The organism is Pseudomonas sp. A214, assembly GCF_900156295.1.
In the GTDB taxonomy this organism is placed as follows: domain Bacteria; phylum Pseudomonadota; class Gammaproteobacteria; order Pseudomonadales; family Pseudomonadaceae; genus Aquipseudomonas; species Aquipseudomonas rhizophila.
Map to the genome: position 1 here is coordinate 2,416,560 of NZ_LT707062.1, position 19,358 is coordinate 2,435,917.

The 19,358-nt window shown below is 59.2% G+C and carries 18 protein-coding genes; 6 read left to right on the forward strand and 12 right to left on the reverse strand.

The window, feature by feature from the left end; translation table 11 throughout:
• Positions 1–152 precede the first annotated feature (152 nt).
• Positions 153–506 carry a hydroxyisourate hydrolase gene (uraH, locus tag BW979_RS10895; protein ID WP_076383795.1) on the forward strand — a complete coding sequence of 118 codons (354 nt, stop codon included), beginning with the start codon at positions 153–155 and terminating at the stop codon, positions 504–506.
• 97 nt (positions 507–603) lie between these two features.
• Here uraH and BW979_RS10900 read toward each other — a convergent pair whose 3' ends face one another.
• From BW979_RS10900 to BW979_RS10920, 5 genes are all read right to left on the reverse strand, one after another.
• Positions 604–2,010, reverse strand: coding sequence for a hypothetical protein (locus BW979_RS10900; protein ID WP_076383796.1), 1,407 nt, complete (start codon positions 2,008–2,010; stop codon positions 604–606).
• A 266-nt stretch (positions 2,011–2,276) separates the two neighbouring features.
• Positions 2,277–5,993 carry a calcium-binding protein gene (locus BW979_RS10905; protein ID WP_076383797.1) on the reverse strand — a complete coding sequence of 1,239 codons (3,717 nt, stop codon included), beginning with the start codon at positions 5,991–5,993 and terminating at the stop codon, positions 2,277–2,279.
• A gap of 138 nt (positions 5,994–6,131) precedes the next feature.
• Positions 6,132–6,761 (reverse strand): LysE family translocator, encoded by a 630-nt coding sequence (locus BW979_RS10910; RefSeq protein WP_076383798.1) that lies wholly within the window; start codon positions 6,759–6,761, stop codon positions 6,132–6,134.
• 63 nt (positions 6,762–6,824) lie between these two features.
• On the reverse strand, positions 6,825–8,174 hold the full coding sequence (locus BW979_RS10915) for an NCS2 family permease (protein WP_076383799.1): 1,350 nt from the start codon (positions 8,172–8,174) through the stop codon (positions 6,825–6,827).
• Between the two features lie 343 nt (positions 8,175–8,517).
• The gene (locus tag BW979_RS10920) at positions 8,518–8,958 is read right to left on the reverse strand and encodes a MarR family winged helix-turn-helix transcriptional regulator (RefSeq protein WP_047229629.1); all 441 of its coding nucleotides are present in this window, start codon (positions 8,956–8,958) and stop codon (positions 8,518–8,520) included.
• Between the two features lie 82 nt (positions 8,959–9,040).
• Here BW979_RS10920 and BW979_RS10925 point away from each other — a divergent pair, with 82 nt between their 5' ends.
• Positions 9,041–10,207 carry an aminotransferase-like domain-containing protein gene (locus tag BW979_RS10925; RefSeq protein ID WP_047229628.1) on the forward strand — a complete coding sequence of 389 codons (1,167 nt, stop codon included), beginning with the start codon at positions 9,041–9,043 and terminating at the stop codon, positions 10,205–10,207.
• 143 nt (positions 10,208–10,350) lie between these two features.
• Here the strand turns inward: BW979_RS10925 and BW979_RS10930 are convergent, their stop codons facing one another.
• From BW979_RS10930 to BW979_RS10950, 5 genes are all read right to left on the reverse strand, one after another.
• On the reverse strand, positions 10,351–10,722 hold the full coding sequence (locus tag BW979_RS10930) for a glutathione S-transferase N-terminal domain-containing protein (protein WP_047229660.1): 372 nt from the start codon (positions 10,720–10,722) through the stop codon (positions 10,351–10,353).
• Between the two features lie 104 nt (positions 10,723–10,826).
• On the reverse strand, positions 10,827–11,372 hold the full coding sequence (gene folE / locus BW979_RS10935) for a GTP cyclohydrolase I FolE (RefSeq protein ID WP_003204506.1): 546 nt from the start codon (positions 11,370–11,372) through the stop codon (positions 10,827–10,829).
• A gap of 77 nt (positions 11,373–11,449) precedes the next feature.
• The gene (locus BW979_RS10940) at positions 11,450–12,007 is read right to left on the reverse strand and encodes a Smr/MutS family protein (protein ID WP_025214971.1); all 558 of its coding nucleotides are present in this window, start codon (positions 12,005–12,007) and stop codon (positions 11,450–11,452) included.
• A gap of 74 nt (positions 12,008–12,081) precedes the next feature.
• Entirely contained in the window at positions 12,082–12,402 is a 321-nt protein-coding gene (locus BW979_RS10945) for a hypothetical protein (RefSeq protein ID WP_047229627.1), read from the reverse strand.
• 131 nt (positions 12,403–12,533) lie between these two features.
• Entirely contained in the window at positions 12,534–13,124 is a 591-nt protein-coding gene (locus BW979_RS10950; protein ID WP_047229626.1) for a cysteine hydrolase family protein, read from the reverse strand.
• A 266-nt stretch (positions 13,125–13,390) separates the two neighbouring features.
• Here BW979_RS10950 and prmB point away from each other — a divergent pair, with 266 nt between their 5' ends.
• Positions 13,391–14,299: a 50S ribosomal protein L3 N(5)-glutamine methyltransferase gene (prmB, locus tag BW979_RS10955; RefSeq protein ID WP_047229625.1), complete on the forward strand. Its 909-nt coding sequence runs from the start codon at positions 13,391–13,393 to the stop codon at positions 14,297–14,299.
• A 161-nt stretch (positions 14,300–14,460) separates the two neighbouring features.
• Here prmB and BW979_RS10960 read toward each other — a convergent pair whose 3' ends face one another.
• Positions 14,461–15,249 carry a hypothetical protein gene (locus BW979_RS10960; protein WP_076383800.1) on the reverse strand — a complete coding sequence of 263 codons (789 nt, stop codon included), beginning with the start codon at positions 15,247–15,249 and terminating at the stop codon, positions 14,461–14,463.
• 99 nt (positions 15,250–15,348) lie between these two features.
• Positions 15,349–16,314 carry an alpha/beta hydrolase gene (locus tag BW979_RS10965; RefSeq protein WP_047229659.1) on the reverse strand — a complete coding sequence of 322 codons (966 nt, stop codon included), beginning with the start codon at positions 16,312–16,314 and terminating at the stop codon, positions 15,349–15,351.
• 143 nt (positions 16,315–16,457) lie between these two features.
• On the opposite strand from BW979_RS10965, the gene aroC reads away from it, so the two are divergent.
• Genes aroC through BW979_RS10980 form a run of 3 tightly spaced genes read left to right on the forward strand, consistent with a single transcriptional unit; the run spans position 16,458 to position 19,346 of the window.
• Positions 16,458–17,549: a chorismate synthase gene (gene aroC / locus BW979_RS10970; protein ID WP_047229623.1), complete on the forward strand. Its 1,092-nt coding sequence runs from the start codon at positions 16,458–16,460 to the stop codon at positions 17,547–17,549.
• Between the two features lie 34 nt (positions 17,550–17,583).
• Complete coding sequence (locus BW979_RS10975; RefSeq protein WP_047229622.1) at positions 17,584–18,729, forward strand: MFS transporter; 1,146 nt, start codon at positions 17,584–17,586, stop codon at positions 18,727–18,729.
• Positions 18,726–19,346 carry a methylthioribulose 1-phosphate dehydratase gene (locus BW979_RS10980; protein WP_047229621.1) on the forward strand — a complete coding sequence of 207 codons (621 nt, stop codon included), beginning with the start codon at positions 18,726–18,728 and terminating at the stop codon, positions 19,344–19,346. Before BW979_RS10975 ends, BW979_RS10980 begins: the two co-directional genes overlap by 4 nt.
• The last annotated feature ends 12 nt before the right edge of the window (positions 19,347–19,358 follow it).

The following is a 19,358-nucleotide window of genomic DNA, read 5'->3' on the forward strand; positions in this document are numbered from 1 at the left end:
AATTTCTGTTTTTTATTGTGTACAATTTTTGTTTAAAGTGTCTTAATTCGCTCATCGCCGCAGCGTTTCGTGCTCCGAAACGGTGCGGCCTGTCTTTCAACTGATTCAGGAGGCGTCGGGCCGGACTGCTTGCAGCGAGGCGCGCACAATCAATGGGACGTTTGACTACTCACGTTTTGGATGCCGCGCACGGCTGCCCGGGCAGCTCGATCAAGGTCGAGCTGTACCGCGTCGAAGGTGCGCAACTGCAATTGCTCGCCAGCGCGCTGACCAACAGCGACGGCCGTTGCGATGCACCGTTGTTGCAAGGGGATGACTACCGTAGCGGCGTCTATCAGATTCAATTCCATGCCGGCGATTACTACCGTGCCCGTGGCGTCCAGCTGTCCGAGCCGGCGTTCCTGGATGTGGTGGTGCTGCGCTTCGGCATTTCGGCCGAGCAGGAGCATTATCACGTGCCCCTGCTGATTTCGCCCTACGCTTACTCAACGTATCGAGGTAGCTGATCCCCCAAGCAGTTGCCTTGTCCTGGAAGCGACTGCGCATGTAGCTTCTTTGGTTTTTCGCCCGCTCACACTGCGGGCTTTTTTTTGGGCCATGTATTTACAGCCTGGAATTGTCATCCCGGATGATAAAAATCGTGTCTGCAACGCCGGGACGGATTTCAGTACCGCCCTTGAGCCAGATGATTTTATTGGCACTGTGGGCATCGTTGACGGCTTTCGCAGCGACTCCGCCAACCTGGGTTTCCAGGCGCAGCTCGGCTGTCTTGGGATCCATATACATGGGGAGGGAAATCTTCGGAATTCTGGTGCGGTGCAGGCTCATGAAAAATACATAGTCATGCCCTGTGCGGCGAAATACCAAAGCGGGAAAACTGTTGAAAGAGTTGGGCTCAATGACTGTATAGCCATTACGCGTCAGAAGGGCGGCCATAAAGCGTTTGAATTCCACTGGCGAGTACGACGTCAGATAAAGAAGCCACTGTCGCTGGAACCGCAGGGGATCAAAATCCAACCGATTCAATATTCCTGTAGAGGAGGGGTTAGGCAAGGCTATCGAGCGGGCAGCGCCTCGGGACGCCGAAGAGGTTGGAAGAATCGGAAGCATCAACAGTGGATCGGACCATTGCGGATGTGGCGAGAAGGTCGCGTTTTCCCAACTGCTGTAAATCTGCCGGAGTGCGGTCAAACCCGCAGAGTCGGCGAATGGCGAGTCATTGCTGAGTTCAAATTGCCTTCTTGCGATATTTTCCAGGGTGATGGTCGTGACTTCTGGAAAAAAATCCCTGACGTAAGCGGTCAGTGGTTTTTCAAAGGGTAACCTGGCGTCAATTTCCCAATGGTTGTCCGGCGGAACTTGTATTGCGCCTCGGGGTTGCTCGTCAGGCATATGCCTGAGGGTGGCTTCCAACAGGTCAAAATCATAGATGGGATGAGCGGGTGACTGAATGTAGGTGATCGGGGATTCTCGCGCGTCGGTACGTGTCACCACCTTATAGTGAACATTGTTTATGGTGATCAATTCGGACAGCGTGAATCTTGGGTCAACCCCCCAGTTTTTCCTGAATGCCCGTGTAGGTGGGAGATTGGAATCACTGTGGTGCGTCACGTCGCGGTGCGCAGTTGGACGCCATAGAAGGCTGCCCTCCACTTGTTCCAGGCGTGGTCCGGAGGCAACAAGTTCAGTGCCTGATCGGGCTCTGTAGTTCTGTTCGGAGTCGCGACCAAGCAGCACCGTCCCTCCCTCTGCAAGCTCAACGTAGGTGCGTGTCTTGAACGTGCGGATCCCAGAGGTTGCGTCTGGCTCCGATAACAGGGGGACCAGCTCAGGGGAAAGGTAATAATTGTCCAGCGATACCGACAGGGAGCCATCACTGATGGCTGTCGCGGATGCGATTTCGGATACCTGAACGGTCGGGCGCTGCGATTCAGTCGCTTCAGTTTGTCGTCCGGTTGGCGAGCCGGACGCCTGATCGGTTTCTGCGCCTCTCAGGGGATTGCCGAGCATTGTGTCCAGTGACGTATCGCGACTGGAGTGAGGCGTATCAGGGGACGACTTTGTAAGCGTGGGTCGGGTGTTTCGTCTTGGACTCATTGAAAATGTCTGCTCTTGAGTTTGAATATTGATGATTCAAGTAGGTATCAAGCTAATGGCCTGTCGTAGAGCCGGAGGCTGACAGGCCCTGGGTTCCAGGATGTTCGTGGAAAACCAGCAGACAGGTGCACTACATATGTATGGCGTGTGAAAGAAACCGTCGAAGACGTTCTTCAAGGTCAGGTAGGTTCGGGAGACGCCTCAGCCAATGAGAGGAACCAGCTCAATTGCGAGAGCCTTATGCCGAAGACTGCGCTCAGCGCTAACGCCCGCGCAAACATCACTGAGTTGTCCAAAGTGAAGCCTTCTATCAGCTCCACGCATTTTTCCCGCAACAGACGAAGTGTGTCATCACCCAGGGGCGGTGTCTGATTGAGCCCCTCGCGGGCCAGATCCTGATAGATCTTGAGGGCGTGGTCACACAGGTCTGTTTTTCTCAGGTTCGCCGCCTCAATGACTCGGGACTTATCGGTGTCAAGGATCCATTTACGGGTTCTGAGGTTGTAGCTCAGTGTGCCGGGAGACCCATCTTTGACAGCAACGTGAAGAACCTTCAGTTCTTCGGATGTCAGGCTCGACAGTTCGCTGGGCAATGGGATGTTGGGGTCAGTGAGCGGGGCAAAATACCGGCCATCAAGCGCTTCTACATAAACCCGCTCAAACAGGCTGTCGACAGCATGAACAACGCCTTGTGCAGTGATGACTCGTATCGGGTCGACAAGGTCATCAGCTTCATAGACGGGAAGATGGATGGTCGTTCCACCTATTTGCAGCAGGTTGGAGGACAGTTTTATCTCGACTTGGCCCAGGCGCGTGGCATCCAACTCCCATAGGGAGGCACGGGGTAACCGAGGATTGGCGCCGGCCAATGCACCTGGCGTGGACAGGCGTAACGTCATGTTCGGGCTCAGGTGAACCAGGTAGGTGGCGCCTTCGCCAATCAGGACTTCGATACCCGTTTGTTCCGTGGGCGATGTCAGCAGGGCGCAGGTTGCCCAACTGCGCATGTAATAAGGTTTTTTGTCCAAGGGTTGTAGATAGGCGTACTTCTTTTTGGTAGGCGTCAATGGCAATGGAACGTCTGTTTTCCATTCCACCGGATCTTTCCCTATGAATGTTTCGTCCAGCAACAGGCCATAGTCGGGCGAGGGTTGGACCATACGGTACGACGAGCCGTCGTTCAGGGTGAGGATAAAAGTATGATGCGAACCGAGGGCGGAAAATGCACGCCGACCGGTCTTCGCGTTTTGCGCGCTATAGCGCTCATCGGAACTTGCCAGATTTTTCAATACGACTTGGCGAACACCAAAGTGCAAGGTCAGGCCACATTCGCCATATTTGATGCTGTCCCCTTCATCTTTCTGAGTGACATGAGCCTTGTAGTAGGCCTCGATACGGGTCAGCTCGGCGTTGGCGTAGTTAAGATGAAGGGTGGTGGAAAATTCGCTTTTTTGTTTGACCTTGAGTGTGGTCAGTTCATTGAGATGTGAAACATAGTAGCGGGTGTCTTTGTCATGGCTGATCGGCTGCTCGCTTCGATCAGGCAGGATAGCCGGGTTGCGGGGTGTGCCTGGCTGCACCACAACTGTTTCAATGTCGAGCGGGCTGCTGGATTCGATCGTATCGGGCAGGTCGGGTACCAAATGGTAGCCATCCTGGGTGATGAACGTCAGTCTGTTGTTTTGTAAGGCTCTTGGAAAAGCAGAGTCTTCATAGACTTCCCTGATGGTGACTTTGCGAAACTCCCGGTCGCTTGCATCAAAGCATGAAGTAATGACCAGATGACCGTCTTCAATTCGCCAGCTTTCAATCAGGTCAGCTCTCCAGTCCAGCGCGATGACGCTGTTGTCCACACCATCTTCGGTGATGGAAACGTGGCCGGGTTTATGAGCGATGGCATAGATATCCTCACCCGGTCCGCCGTCTGCGTTGCGGTTATTTCCATTGAGAATGAAAATTCGGTCATCTCCCGCGCCGGCATCGATTGAATCGTTGCCGCGGGACTTGATGATGTTTGGGCCGGCTGTCCCCTTGATGATGTTGGCACCACCCTCGGGAATTTCTACGTTTTCAATGCTTTCAAGGTCCGCATGGCGATGATGCTTGCTCTGCGTGTCATGACTTTTTTGAGTGATGATGGACACTTGCCCGGCGTCCAGGTCGACCTGGTAACCCAGACGCGGCTCCTGATGACTGCTGCTACGGCCCGACAACACCAGGGTGTCGTTGCCCAAGCCACCTACCAGGTTATTTGCTGACGTTTCACTGAGGGTTTCCATGGAGCCTTCAAAGATAAAAACGTCGTCTTTTGTGCCCCCGGTCAGTTTTTTAACGCCCGCCCCGTAGTGAAAGACGTTTGGCTTGTTTTCGACGCCTTCAACGATGTCGTTGCCGCCGCCGATGTACCAATGGATAGCTTTATGTTCGGCCGACGTTTCAATGACTGCGCCGGGCGTCTGAGCCGTAACGCCTTTACGTGCATCGACCCGGTCGTCGTTGTCTTTGATCTTCGGGCGGACTGTCGTCGCGCGGTACCTGGCACCGGTCCACCAGTTCCAGGTGTTATAAGGCACCGGTTCGAGTTCCACGCTGAATGTGCCGTTTACGATTGCCTCAGTGCTGTCTTTCAGTGGGCCTTTGAGTAAGTGCGAGGCATTGGCCTGCAGCTGCTTTGTATGTTCGGCGGTAGCCTTGGCGATGGTGTAGCGATCCTGGATATCTTTATCAGGGCCCATTGCCCAGAAGGCCAACCAACCGGTGCGCAGACGCTCGTGTACGGTGAGTTCTATGTAGTCGTCTATTTCATCGACTTGACGAACCGCGCCCCAGATTTGTGAGCCAACCACCAGGATAAGTCCGGCGGCAAGGCCCACAGGACCGGCTGAACCAAATCCCGCCAGCGCCGCTATGCCAATGGTTAAGGTCATCGCGGCGCTGGTGACGCTCAAGGCTGCGCTGACATAGTGATCGATGGCTTCTTTGCCAGTGGCGTGGGCGGCCGCCTTGAAAGAATCAACTGCGGCGATGATATCGAAAGGAAGTGTCAGGACGCTGGCAATCAGCCCACTTCCACGGGCGAGGCGCGTGGCAAAGGTCGTTTTGGCAAAGTCCTCAAGGGAGCGTTGGCCGGCCCTGATCATCTGAGAGGCTTGTCTGGTCACCGCAGCTTCGACACCGATTGAAGCGACTTCGGCGGCCACGCTGGTCCCATTGAAAATGGTCTGGTAGGAGTCCTTGTTACGGATGGCGTCTTGCAGGCCGCGCAGACCGCTATAGATTCCGAAGGCCTGAAGTCCAAGCCCTGTAGGGATGAGGATATTGCTCTTGGTTGTATTTGCCCAACTGAATGCTCCATGGCTAAGCCCTTGTATATCGAGCCTTTGGGCCGATTTCAGGAGTTTTTCCAGCGTTCTCCGATGGCTGGCGGGTTCGGCCTGTGTTTCAGGCGTTTGCCTCAATAATGGGCGCGCGGCGGGTGAGCGCTGGCTCGCCATTTCAAACAGCAACGTGGGCAGCCGATAGTCGTTGGCGTCGGCGGTCAGTTTGAGCCGTGTTTCAATGTTGTTTGCGTTGAACTGTAACGAGTTCACGAAAAAACGATTGGGGCTGCGGAAAAAAGTATTGTCGCCGTTCAGCGGCTGTCCATCGGTGGTTGCGCCTAACGCATCCAGGGCTGAACGGGTGACAGTCACGGAACCGATGTGCAGCGGGCCGTAAAGTCTATCGACGATTTCGAGTTGGGTTTGTCTATGTTCGTGCTCCGGACTCAGCTGCGTCCCATCGGCAGTCTTGAAATCGAGTGTTTCGATGGTGTGCTTATTTGTAGGCACGCCTAAGTCGGTAATGACTACGGCATAGTCCTCGGGCACCGGGCCGGGCTGGATAATCTGGGCCATTGTGAACGTCCTTGTTCAACGATGATTGAGTGGCCCTATATGTAAGATGCTTCCTGGCGGGGTGTATATCGATGGGTTGTTTCTACGTTTTGCGAAAGCCTCGAGTAAAAGATGAGGCTGTTTCGCAAAATCAGGGACTCAGTGAGTGGACATCAAAGAGGCTGCGCCCGCACCGCCAAAGAGTCCTGCACTGATGCGGTTGAACCAACTCTGGCCTTTACCCGTTCGCAGATACCGCGCCGCGCCGTGGGCGCCGAGGCCGTAAGCCAGCTTGCAGAGCAGATCAAGAACGGTCCAGGTGGCGATCATGATCAGCAGTTGCGGCAGGAACGGTTGTTCGGCGCTCAAGAACTGCGGCAGGAAAGCGGCGAAGAACAGAATGTCCTTAGGGTTGCTGGCACCCAGCACGAATGCCCGGCCGAACAGGGCGCGAAAGCGCGGGATGGTGGCGGCCTGGGGCACTTCGGCACCCTGGAACGGCTGGCGCGATTGCTGCCAGCTCTGCCAGGCCAGGTAAAACAGATACAACGCGCCGACCATCTTCAGGGCGCTGAACAGTTGCTCTGACGCCAACAACAGTGCGCCGAGCCCCAGCGCCGATGCGCTCAGCAGGCAAATCGAGGCGATCACGCCACCCAGGAACGCCGGATACGAACGGCGCAGGCCATAGTTCAGGCTGTTGCCGATCATCAGCAACGACAGTGGGCCGGGGATGAGGATCACCACCAGAGCGGCGCCGCTGAACAACAGCCAGGTTTCCAGATTCATTGCTTTGCTCCTGATGCAAGAACGCCTCACCCGACGAGGTGAGGCTGATGAATAATCCCGTGCCTACAAGAAGATGAACTTGGCGATGAAGATCGCGCAGAGCACCCACAGACTGACGGAAATTTCCTTGTGTTTACCCGTGCCGGCCTTAAGCACCACATAGGTGATGAAGCCCAGCGCAATACCGTCGGCGACCGAAAAGGTCAGGGGCATCATGATGGCCGTGACGATGGCCGGGATACTGTCGGTCGCTTCGTCCCATTCGATGTGGGCCATGCCCCCCATCATCAGCATGGCGACATAGATCAAGGCACCCGCGGTAGCGTAGGCGGGGATCATCCCGGCCAGTGGTGCGAAGAACATCGCGGCAATAAATAGCACACCAACCGTCACGGCGGTAAGCCCTGTGCGGCCACCCGCCGCGACACCGGCGGCGCTTTCCACATAGCTGGTCACCGGCGGCACGCCGACCATGGCGCCGAACACGCTGGAGGCGCTGTCGGCTTTCAGGGCCTTGGACAGATTCTCGATCTTGCCATCAGGTTTGACCAGCCCGGCACGCTGGGCAACGCCCATCAGGGTGCCGGCGGTGTCGAACATGTGCACGAACAGGAACGCCAGCACTACGCTGATCATGCTGACGTTGAATACGCCGACTACATCCATCGCCATCCAGGTGGGCGCCAGGCTCGGAGGCGTCGACATGACCCCGTTGTATTGCACCAGTCCCAGGCCCCAACCGGCCAGGGTCACGGCGATGATGCTGATCAGGATCGCGCCGAACACGCGGTGATAGCTGAGCACGGCGATCATCAGAAAACACACCGCAGCCAGTAACGGGCCGGGCTCGTGCAGGGAGCCGAGCTTGATCAGGGTAGCGGGGCTGTCCACGACGATGCCGGCGGTCTTCAGGCCGATCAGTCCAAGGAACAACCCGACTCCCGCACCCATGGCATAACGCAGGCTCACCGGAATGCTGTTGAGCAGCCACTCACGCACCCGCGACAGGGTCAGGAACATGAACAGCACCCCGGAAACAAACACCGCGCCCAATGCGGTTTCCCAGTTGTAGCCCATGGTGCCGACCACGGTGTAGGTGAAAAACGCGTTCAGGCCCATGCCCGGTGCCAGGCCCACCGGCCAGTTGGCGTACAGGCCCATCAACAGGCAACCCAGGGCGGCGGCGATGCAGGTCGCGACGAATGCGGCGCCGTGATCGATGCCGGCGTCGGCCATGATGTTGGGGTTGACGAAGATGATGTAGGCCATGGTGATGAAGGTCGTCAGACCGGCAATCAGCTCGGTCTTCACCGTGGTGCCATGCAAGCTGAGTTTGAAGATGCGCTCCAGCCAGCCAGTGCGTAGTGGCGGCGAGAGGTCCAGCGTCCGGGCTTCGGGTTTGCGGCTTTCCACAGCGAGTACTCCTCAAGAGTTTTATTGTTATTTCCAGCACGCCCGCCCCCTGAGGGTGGCGGCGTTGCTTTGAGGCAGGTAAGGCCGGCGAGGTTTTTTGACCTTATGGTCAAGAACTCGCACGAAGCGAATTATGCTTTTGTATACAAATAAAGCAAATAATGTTTTCTATGTTGTCGACGAAAAGTCTGGGAGGTAGGGATATATCGACTGTGAGGACGCCATCGCGAGCAGGCTCGCTCCCACAGGGGAGCTGCGTCGTTCACAAAATTTGTGCGCATGGGGGATCCATTGTGGGAGCGAGCCTGCTCGCGATGGCGCTGGTTCTGACGCTACAAATCCCTCAGCTCGCCGAACCCTTGCCCAATCCCAGGTTCACCGCCAACCACCCATTCACCGCTTCCTCCCCAGCCTCGGCAAATACCCGCTCGAGCAATTTCACCTGCTCGCGACGCAACGCCTGTTCGAAGCGCTCGCCCTCGGCCGTCAGTTCCAGCAGCCGCTTACGCTTGTCCGTCTCGGACGCGACGCTGTTCACCAGGTGCATTTCCATCAACTGCCGCAACGGCATGTTCAACGCCTGTTTGCTCACGCCAAGCAGCGTCAGCAATTCCTTCACGCTCAGGGATGGGTAGCGGGCGATAAAAAAAACGATGCGCTGATGCACCCGGCTCAGCCCGCGACGCTCAAGCATTTCATCGGCCTTGGCGGTAAACGCCTGGTAACCGAAGAAGAACGCTTCCATGGCCATTTGCTGGGAGGCCGGGTTTTTAAGGTCAAGCATGTTGACGTATCCAGAGAGGTCGGAGTAATTTCGGTCAACTAGTTTGACTCATTTTTCCAGTGACCCGCTACAGGTGACCCCCATGGCTTTTTCCGAACGTGTCTCGCGCCTCAAAAGTTCTTTGATTCGAGAAATCCTCGCCGCCGCGCAGCGTCCTGAAGTGATGTCGTTCGCCGGTGGCCTGCCGGCCGAAGCCATGCTGCCGAAAGTCGAATGGGCGGCCATGCCGGTGTCCATGGGCCAATACGGCATGAGCGAAGGTGAACCGGCCTTGCGCGAAGCCCTGGCGGCACAGGCGCGGTCATTGGGCCTGGCGTGTGAAGCCAGTCAGGTACTGGTGGTCAGCGGCTCCCAGCAAACCCTCGACCTGGCGGCCAAGCTGCACATCGATGTCGGCACTCAAGTCATGCTGGAAGCGCCGACCTACCTGGCCGCGTTGCAGATTTTCCAGCTGTTTGGCGCCGACTGCATCACGGTGCCCCTGGAGGCCGATGGGCCTGATCTGAAACAGTTGCGAGCCCGACTGGAACAGTATCGCCCCGCGTTCATCTACCTGATTCCCACCTTCCAGAACCCTTCGGCGGTGCGCTACAGCGAAGCCAAGCGCGATGCCGTGGCGGCGCTGCTGGATGAGTTCGGCGTGACCCTGGTGGAAGACGAGCCCTACCGCGAGCTGACCTTCGACGGCGGCAGCGCCACGCCGATTGCCAGTCGCTTGAAGAAAGCCAGCTGGATCTACACCGGCACTGTGTCGAAAACCCTGTTGCCCGGGCTACGTGTGGGTTACCTGATCGCCAGCCAGGATCTGTTCCCACACCTGCTGCGGCTCAAGCAGTCGGCGGACCTGCACACCAATCGCATCGGTCAGTGGCAGGCATTGCAATGGATCGGCACCGAGCAGTACCAAAGCCATTTGAGCGAGTTGAGGGATTTTTACCGGGATCGTCGCGACCGGTTCCAGGCGGCGCTGCAAACACATTTTTCCGATATCGCGCATTGGAACGTGCCTCAGGGCGGGCTGTTTTTCTGGCTGACCCTCAAGCAACCGCAGGACACCCGCACCTTGCTCGACGCCGCCCTGGCTGCCGACGTCGCGTTCATGCCGGGAGAGCCGTTCTTTCCCGAGCCGGACAAGCATCCGGGGCACCTGCGGTTGAACTTCAGCCACATTGACCCGGCGCGGCTGGATGAGGGGCTTAAGCGGTTGGCGGGGGTGGTGCGGGAGGCTTTGGCGGTAAAAGCAGCCTGACTTATGTGGTGACTGGACTGGCCCCATCGCGAGCAGGCTCGCTCCCACAGGGTTCAGAGTCGATCACAAAACCCAGTTATCCACAGTTCCATTGTGGGAGCGAGCCTGCTCGCGATAGGGCCCGCAAATACACCATAAAACTATCAGACTGCCGCAAACCGCTTATCCAGATAATCAATGATCACCTTGGACTCATACATCCAGGTGGTCTCGCCGTTCTCTTCGATGCGCAGGCACGGTACTTTGATCTTGCCGCCTTGCTCCAGCAGCGTCTGGCGATCCTGCTCGTTGTTTTTTGCATCCCGCAAGGCCACCGGCACGTTGAGGCGGTGCAGGGTGCGGCGGGTCTTCACGCAGAACGGGCAGGCGTGGAACTGATAGAGCGTCAGGCTGCGGGCGGCCTGATTGACTTGCGCCTGGGCTTCGGCCGGACGTTGCTTCTTGCCGGGGCGGGTGATGAAGTCGATGAAAATAATCAGCTGGCCCAGGCCAACTCGCAGCGCTTTGACGATCACGGTATTAAGCCTCACGACAGGGAAGAAGAGGGCGCGCAGCTTACCTGATTTTTCACGGGCGAAAAAAAACCGGCGATCAATGCCGGTTTTTTTCATGCGGGGGGTTACTTGATCAGGCTGAGGAACTCGCTGCGGGTCGCGGCGTTTTCGCGGAACTCGCCAAGCATCACCGAGGTGATCATCGAAGAGTTCTGCTTTTCCACACCGCGCATCATCATGCACATGTGCTTGGCTTCGATCACCACCGCCACGCCCAGGGCACCGGTCACCTGCTGGACCGCGTCGGCGATCTGGCGGCTGAGGTTTTCCTGGATCTGCAGGCGACGTGCGTACATGTCGACGATGCGTGCGACTTTCGAAAGCCCCAGCACCTTGCCACTCGGAATGTAGGCCACATGGGCCTTGCCGATGAAGGGCAGCAAATGGTGCTCGCACAGCGAGTACAACTCGATGTCCTTGACCAGCACCATTTCGCTGTTGTCGGAGCTGAACAAGGCACCGTTGGTGACTTCTTCGAGGGTCTGTTCGTAACCGCGGCAGAGGTACTGCATGGCCTTGGCAGCGCGCTTGGGCGTGTCGAGCAGGCCCTCGCGGGAAACGTCCTCGCCCAGTTGGCCGAGAATCGCGGTGTAATTCTGTTCCAGAGACATGAAACTACCTGTGGGATTTTACGCAAAGGGCAAGGGTACGGTGGCGGACACGGCGCTGCAAGCTCGGCAATCGGGTGCTACTCGTCGCGGCCTTCCATCATGGTGCGCTTGAGCATCACGTACACCGCCCCGGCGCCACCGTGTTTCGCCTGGCAGGAGGTGAAGCCCAGCACTTGCGGGTGCTGGCGCAGCCAGGTGTTGACGTGGCTCTTGATCATCGGCCGCTTGCCGTCCAGCCGCACGGCCTTGCCGTGGGTGACGCGCACGCAGCGGATTTCGAATTTGGTGGCTTCGGCCAGGAAGGCCCAGAGGGTTTCCCGGGCTTTTTCCACGGTCATGCCGTGCAGGTCGAGGCTGCCTTCGAAGGGAATCTGGCCAACCTTCAGCTTGCGCATCTGGCTTTCCTGAACGCCGTCGCGAGCCCACATCAGCTCGTCTTCAGGACCTACGTCGATCACGAACTGGTCGGACAAGCCATCCACGGTGGTGGCGTCGGTGCGCACCGTGGCGGCCTGGCGCAGCTTGGCGATTTGTGCGCGATCCGCCTTGGGTTTGCCGGTTTCGGCACGGTCGTGCTTGATCGGTTTAACACCCTGGATCGCACTTTTGAACAGGGAAAAGTCGTCGTCTTGCATGTCAGCCTCCGCGAAGGCCGGCCAGTTTACCCAACTCCTGCGGGATCCGGCGCGACAAAACGTCGGGCGGCGGGTCAGTCGTGCTTTTTCATCAAGTGAGGAGCCATGGCCAGCTCCAGGGATTGGCGGGCCCGACGGCGGCAAAGGCGCCACAGCCACACGCCCAACAGCAGTACCAGCAAGCCGATCACCAGAATGATCGTGGAGCCGAGCGGGGTTGCGTTCAACTCGCCCAGGGCGGGCGGGCGACCCAGCAGGCTGGCGGCGCCCGCCATCGACAGCAGTACACCGAGCGTTGCCAGGAGCGCCGCGAGCGCGGCACCGAAACGCAAGCGCCAGTTGCTCGGGCCTTTGGGCCGCAAGCGACGTGCGTCAAAACCATCGGATAACTTCATTCCGACCTTCCTCAATGGGTATCGGCCCTTCGACCGGAAGATGTTCGGGTTGTTCCTGACACTACGGCAATTGCGGCAAATGAGAGGCTTTTGCGGATAAGCGGCGCAACGGGCCGCTTATCGAAGGGGTGTCAGATGAAATCGCGGGTCAGGGCCAGGGTGGCGAAGTTGTCCGCCATGATCGCCATTTCGGTCTGGTGCACGTGTTCGGCACTCAGGACTCCGCCCTTGTGCGGCAGATCGCGAGTGGCGCAGGCGTCTTCGACCAGAGTGCAACGAAAGCCCAGGTTCTTGGCGGCACGCACGGTGGTGCTGACGCTGGAATGGCTCATGAAACCACAAACGATCAGGTCCAGGGGGCCGAGGTCCTCCAGGCGCTTTTTCAGTTCGGTGCCGTGAAACGCGCTGGGCAGCAGTTTTTCCACCACGGTTTCGTCGCCCTGGGGTTCCAGGCCGCTAATGAACTCCCCGCGTTCGCCCTGTGGGTCGAACAGCCCGCCATGGGTGCCCAGGTGACGCACATGCACGATCGGCCGGCCGGCAGCACGGGCCGCGCCGAGCAATTGCTTGATGTTCGCGACCGCCGCATCCATGCCACTCAACGCCAGGGGGCCGGCGAGGTATTCTTTCTGGGCATCGATGATGATCAGCGTCGCTTGACTCAGATTGGCCGCTGCGTAACCGCGACCGCTGAGTTGAAACATCGTTTTTGGAACGGACATTCTGGGGCTCCTTCGAGTGGGGCTTTTGCGACATTCTCCTCTGGCTGAGCGGTTCTGTGAATCGCTTCCATCGCAAGGGCCGTCGTTGCTGGCCTACAGCCTTGTCAAGATGTCTGTCTTGTTCAATAGTCAGCGCGAAAAACGGATAAATCCTACATCTGCCCCGTCCTTTTTCGTGCGCGTTTGAGGTGTGTTTGAGGCGTGCTTTGGTGAGGGGAGTGTTTGGCTGGTAGACTCGCCAGTCGTTTTTTCTGGAGTTTGCCGCCGTGATCACTTCCCGTCTCCGTACCCTGCGCGACCATATACGTTGGGCCGTCAGTCGTTTCCATGGAGAGGATCTGTTTTTCGGCCATGGCACCGACAATGCGTGGGATGAAGCCCGGCAACTGGTGTTGGGCGCGTTGCATCTGCCGTGGGAGATTGCCGATAGCTACCTGGACTGCCGTCTCGAAGATGAAGAGCTGGTCCATGTGCAACGCCTGCTGCGCCGACGCATCGCCGAACGCATCCCGGCGGCCTACCTGCTGGGTGAAGCCTGGTTCTGCGGAATGTCTTTCATCGTCGACGAGCGCGTGCTCATTCCACGCTCGCCCATTGGTGAACTGATCGAAAACCGTTTTGCGCCCTGGCTGGGTCAGGAACCGGCACGGATTCTCGACCTCTGCACCGGTTCCGGCTGCATCGGCATCGCGTGCGCTTTCGAATTCCCGGAGGCGGAGGTGGTGCTGGCTGACCTGTCGTTCGAAGCGTTGGAAGTGGCCAACCAGAACATCGAGCGTCACGGCGTCGACGAGCGCGTGTTCACTGTCCAGGGGGATGGTTTCGAGGGCTTGCCGGGCCAGCGTTTCGACCTGATCGTGTCCAACCCGCCCTATGTCGATGCCGAAGATTTCGCCGACATGCCCCAGGAGTATCAGCACGAGCCGGAGCTGGGCCTGGCCTGTGGCGATGATGGCTTGAACCTGGTACGCCGGATGCTGGCCGAGGCCGCCGACCATCTGACCGAGAAGGGTTTGTTGATTGTCGAGGTGGGCAACAGCCAGGTCCACGTCGAGGCGTTGTATCCGGAAGTCGATTTTGCCTGGCTGGACTTCGAACGCGGCGGGCATGGTGTGTTCATGCTCAGTGCCGAACAGTGCCGTCAGCATCAGGCGTTGTTTGCTTCGCGGGTTTGACGACAATTGATCTGACGGGCGCGCCCGGGTCTGTCACCGAGGATGCAAACCTGTGGGAGCGAGCCTGCTCGCGATGAGGGGGTGTCAGTCAGTTTGAAGACTGCTGACACGACGCCATCGCGAGCAGGCTCGCTCCCACAGGGGTTAGGCGGTGTTCAGTCTTAGCTACGCGTCGCAATCCAGATCAACAACCCGGCCTGGAACATGGCAAATGCGACCAGGCAGGTGATGGTGAAACGCAGGCCGTTGTCTTCGCGTTTGAACTTGGCGACCTTTTCTTCCTGCTGCTTGAGTTTGACTTCCTGCTCCGCCAGGTTCTGCTCGGCTTGCTGGAGCATCTGCGCGGCTTCGAGAATTTCCACGAACTGCAGTTTTTCGGTGTTCCAGTCCCCCAGCAGATTGCCAACCTCGGCTGGCTTGACGCTGCCTTTGAGGTGCTGGGCGTCGGCGTAGACCACTTCGAAACCATGGGCTTTCAGGAAGTGGTCGCGGCGCAGGCGGGTGTCTTCGTTCAGCGCGTCCTTGTTATTCAGGTCGCTGCCATCGACCCGGTAGCTCGACCAGCGCTTCTTGGCCCAGGTAATGCCCTGTGCGGCGAGGAAGCGGCCAATGCCACGGTTCAGCGGCTCGACCTGCAAGCTGTCCGGGGAAAAATACAGGCGTTTATCGACGTGGTCGGCCCAGACGTCCAGGTGATTCTGTTCCTTGCGCACCCGCTGGCCCGGCAACTGGATGCTCATGCGCAGCAAACTGCGCTCCTTGCTGTGGCGCTCGGCATAGCTGAATTCGACAAACCGCAGCGGCCGCGCACCCGTGGCACGGTCGGTCTTGAGCGGTGCCAGCCGGAGCATTTTATGGTGCTCGGCCTGCACATCCGCCCAAGGCAGCTCCGCCACTGGAGCGGCGGGCGTTTCGGCGGGGGTGTCGGGTGAAGTTTGAGTGTCAGTCATAACGGCAAAATCCTGTCCAGGCCGGCCCGTCGGCAGCCATGGCGCTGTCCGACACCGGTCTATCGGCCGTTTTTGCCAGGACTGGAGGGGAAAAACCGCTTATCGAGCGGGTAATGAGCTAATAAAACCCAGAATGTGCGTACCCAGTTCGGCCGCCAGGGGCAGGTTTGGATTTTTGTAGGAGGCCAATTGCCGCTCCATGTCGTTGGGGACGATGCGCATGACATGGTTCATGCCCTTGATCAGCGCCAGCTCGGCGTCGGGTTTGGCGGCTTGCAACTGCCTGGCGTCATCGACGCTGACTTGAATGTCATGGCTGCCCTGGATAATCAACGCTGGCATCTTCAGCGCCGCGAAAGCCTGGGCCGGCGTCTGGCGGAACAGCGATATCAGGTAGGGCTGCACGCTAGGGCGAAAGATGACCTGCAGTTGCGGCGGCACATTTGGGTCGAGCCGACCGGCCTTGAGGCTGTCCAGCAGCTCATTGGCGCGCACCATCAGGGGGGGAGGCAGGCGGCTGCTCAGTTGTTGACGCAGCACCTGGTCGATCGGCCGGGCACTGCCGGACAGCGAGATGACCGCAGCTGCATTGGCCTGGGGCGCGGCGAGACTGGCGATCAACGCGCCTTCGCTATGACCCAACAGGATCAACGGACCCATTCGCGGATCGGCAGCCAGTTTGCGGCTCCAGGCCACGGCGTCGGCCACGTAGGCTTCGACGCTCAGGTTGCGTTCGTCCGGGGTCGCCGCAAGGCTGGCGGCCACCCCGCGTTTGTCATAGCGCACGCTGGCGATGTTGTGCTTGGCCAGCACCCAGGCCAGGCGCTTGAGGCTATCGTTGCGCCCGCCGTCGGGGTTGTTTCCGTCACGGTCGGTAGGACCCGACCCGGATATGATCAGGACAACCGGCACCGGTGCGTCGGATTTGGGTAACAGCAGCGAGCCGAAAAGCTCGCCGTTGCCGGTGTCGAGGCTGATCGGTCGTTGCAGGACGGTGGCCTGGGCCAGGCTGGAAAGCAGGCCGGTCAACAGGGCAAGGCTCAAGGCAAGCAGTTTTAACATCATCACGCCATTAGTTACGAAGGTGCCGGTTGGACTGACAGGCATCGATAAGGTTCGAGGATGAACTCGTCGGGGAGCCTGCGTATACTGGCGCCCACTACGAATCCAAGGTTGAGTCTCTCAGCGTTTTTCACGGAGCACCCTGCATGTCCGGCAATACCTACGGCAAGCTGTTCACCGTTACCACCGCGGGCGAAAGCCATGGCCCGGCGTTGGTCGCCATTGTCGACGGCTGTCCGCCGGGCCTGGAGATTACCCTGGACGATCTGCAGCGTGACCTGGACCGGCGCAAGCCGGGCACCAGCCGCCACACCACCCAGCGCCAGGAAGCCGATGAAGTCGAAATCCTCTCCGGCGTGTTCGAAGGACGCACCACCGGCTGCGCCATTGGCCTGCTGATCCGCAACACCGACCAGAAGTCCAAGGACTACTCGGCCATCAAGGATCTGTTCCGCCCGGCCCACGCCGACTACACCTACCACCATAAATACGGCGAGCGCGACTACCGTGGCGGCGGCCGCAGTTCGGCCCGGGAAACCGCCATGCGCGTGGCGGCCGGCGCGATTGCCAAGAAGTATCTGGCCAGCCAGGGCATCGTGATTCGTGGCTATATGAGCCAGTTGGGTCCCATCGAAATCCCGTTCAAGACCTGGGAGTCGGTGGAACAGAATGCCTTCTTCTGCCCCGACCCGGACAAGGTGCCGGCCCTTGAGGCCTACATGGACCAATTGCGTCGCGACCAGGATTCGGTCGGCGCGAAGATCACCGTGGTGGCCGAAGGTGTGATGCCGGGCCTGGGCGAGCCGATCTTCGACCGTCTCGACGCCGAACTGGCCCACGCGCTGATGAGCATCAACGCGGTGAAGGGCGTGGAAATCGGCGCCGGTTTCGCTTGTGTCGCCCAGCGTGGCACCGAGCACCGCGACGAACTGACCCCGCAAGGTTTCCTCAGCAACAATGCTGGCGGCATCCTCGGTGGCATTTCCTCGGGCCAGCCGATCGTGGCGCACCTGGCATTGAAGCCAACCTCCAGCATCACCACGCCGGGGCGCTCCATCGACATCCATGGCAACCCGGTGGACGTCATCACCAAGGGCCGTCATGACCCGTGCGTCGGCATCCGCGCCACGCCAATCGCCGAGGCGATGATGGCGATCGTGCTGATGGACCACCTGCTGCGTCATCGCGGCCAGAACGCCGATGTGCGAGTCAGCACCCCGGTGCTGGGCCAGCTTTGATGGCTGACCTGCCGACCGCCGTGGCCTGACGACCATGGCGGCTCTGCCGTACTGGCGGCTCTCCAGTTTCTATCTGTTCTATTTCGCGCTGCTTGGTTCGACGGCGCCGTTTTTGGCGTTGTATTTCGATCACCTGGGGTTCAACGCGGCGCGCATCGGCGAGCTGGTGGCGATCCCCATGCTGATGCGCTGCGTGGCACCGAATATCTGGGGCTGGCTGGGGGATTACACCGGTCAGCGCCTGGCGATCGTGCGTTTTGGCGCCATTTGCACGCTGCTGACGTTCTCGCTGATCTTCATCGATCAGAGCTACGCCTGGCTGGCGCTGGTCATGGCGCTGCACGCGTTCTTCTGGCACGCGGTGTTGCCGCAGTTCGAAGTCATTACCCTGGCCCACTTGAGCGGGCAAACTTCGCGCTACAGCCAGATCCGCCTGTGGGGCTCCATCGGCTTCATCATTACCGTGGTTGCGCTTGGCCGGCTGTTCGAATGGCTGAGCCTGGACATTTACCCGGTGGCGCTGGTGCTGATCATGGGCGGCATCGTGCTCGCCAGCTTCTGGGTCCCCAATGCCCAGCCGACACAGGGGCCGCGAGTCGCGGGGGAAGGTTTTCTGCGGCAACTGCGCAACCCTGGGGTGCTGGCGTTCTATGGGTGCGTGGGGCTGATGCAGGTCAGCCACGGGCCGTATTACACCTTTCTGACGCTGCACCTGGAAGGCCTGGGTTACAGCCGCGGGTTGATCGGTATGCTCTGGGCCATTGGCGTGGTCGCGGAAGTCTTGATCTTCCTGCTGATGAGCCGGATCCTGGCGCGGTTTTCCGTGCGTCGGGTGCTGCTGGTGAGTTTCCTGCTGGCGGCGTTGCGTTGGCTGCTGCTGGGCTCACTGGCCGAATTTCTCTGGGTCCTGTTGTTTGCCCAGGTGCTGCACGCGGCGACCTTCGGCAGTTTTCACGCCGCTGCCATCCATTTCGTGCAACGTAGCTTCGGCCCACGCCAGCAAGGCCAGGGCCAGGCGTTGTACGCCGCCCTGGCCGGCATGGGCGGGGCGTTGGGCGCGTTGTATTCCGGCTACAGCTGGAACGCCCTGGGTGCCAGTTGGACTTTCAGCATCGCCAGCCTCGCAGCCTTCGCTGCAGCCGTTATCATTGCCACACGTATGCAAGAGGACAGGCCATGAGCCTTACCCGTGAACAGCTCGCCCGGGAAATCATCGACGCCGGGTGTTTTTTGTATGGCCGCGGCTGGTCCCCGGCCACCAGCAGCAATTATTCGACCCGGCTTGCCCCTGACCAGGCCTTGCTCACCGTGTCCGGCAAGCACAAGGGGCAACTGGGCCTGGATGATGTGCTCGCCACCGACCTGGACGGCAACAGCCTGGAGCGCGGCAAGACACCCTCCGCCGAAACCCTGCTGCACACCCAGCTGTATCGCTGGCGCCCGGAGATCGGCGCGGTGCTGCATACCCATTCGGTGAATGCCACGGTGTTGTCGCGCCTGACCCATCAGGCTTTCATCGACTTTGAAGACTACGAACTGCAAAAAGCCTTCAGCGGTGTGTCGACCCACGAATCCTGTGTCCGCGTGCCGATTTTCGACAACGACCAGGACATCGCGCGCCTGGCCGGCCAGGTGCAGCCGTGGCTCGAGGCTCACCCCGATTGCGTCGGCTACCTGATTCGCGGGCATGGCCTGTATACCTGGGGGCCGAGCATGAACGATGCCCTGCGCCAGATCGAAGCGTTCGAGTTCCTGTTTGAGTGTGAGCTCAAGACCCGCGCACTCCTGAACCGTTAATTTGCTGGAGCC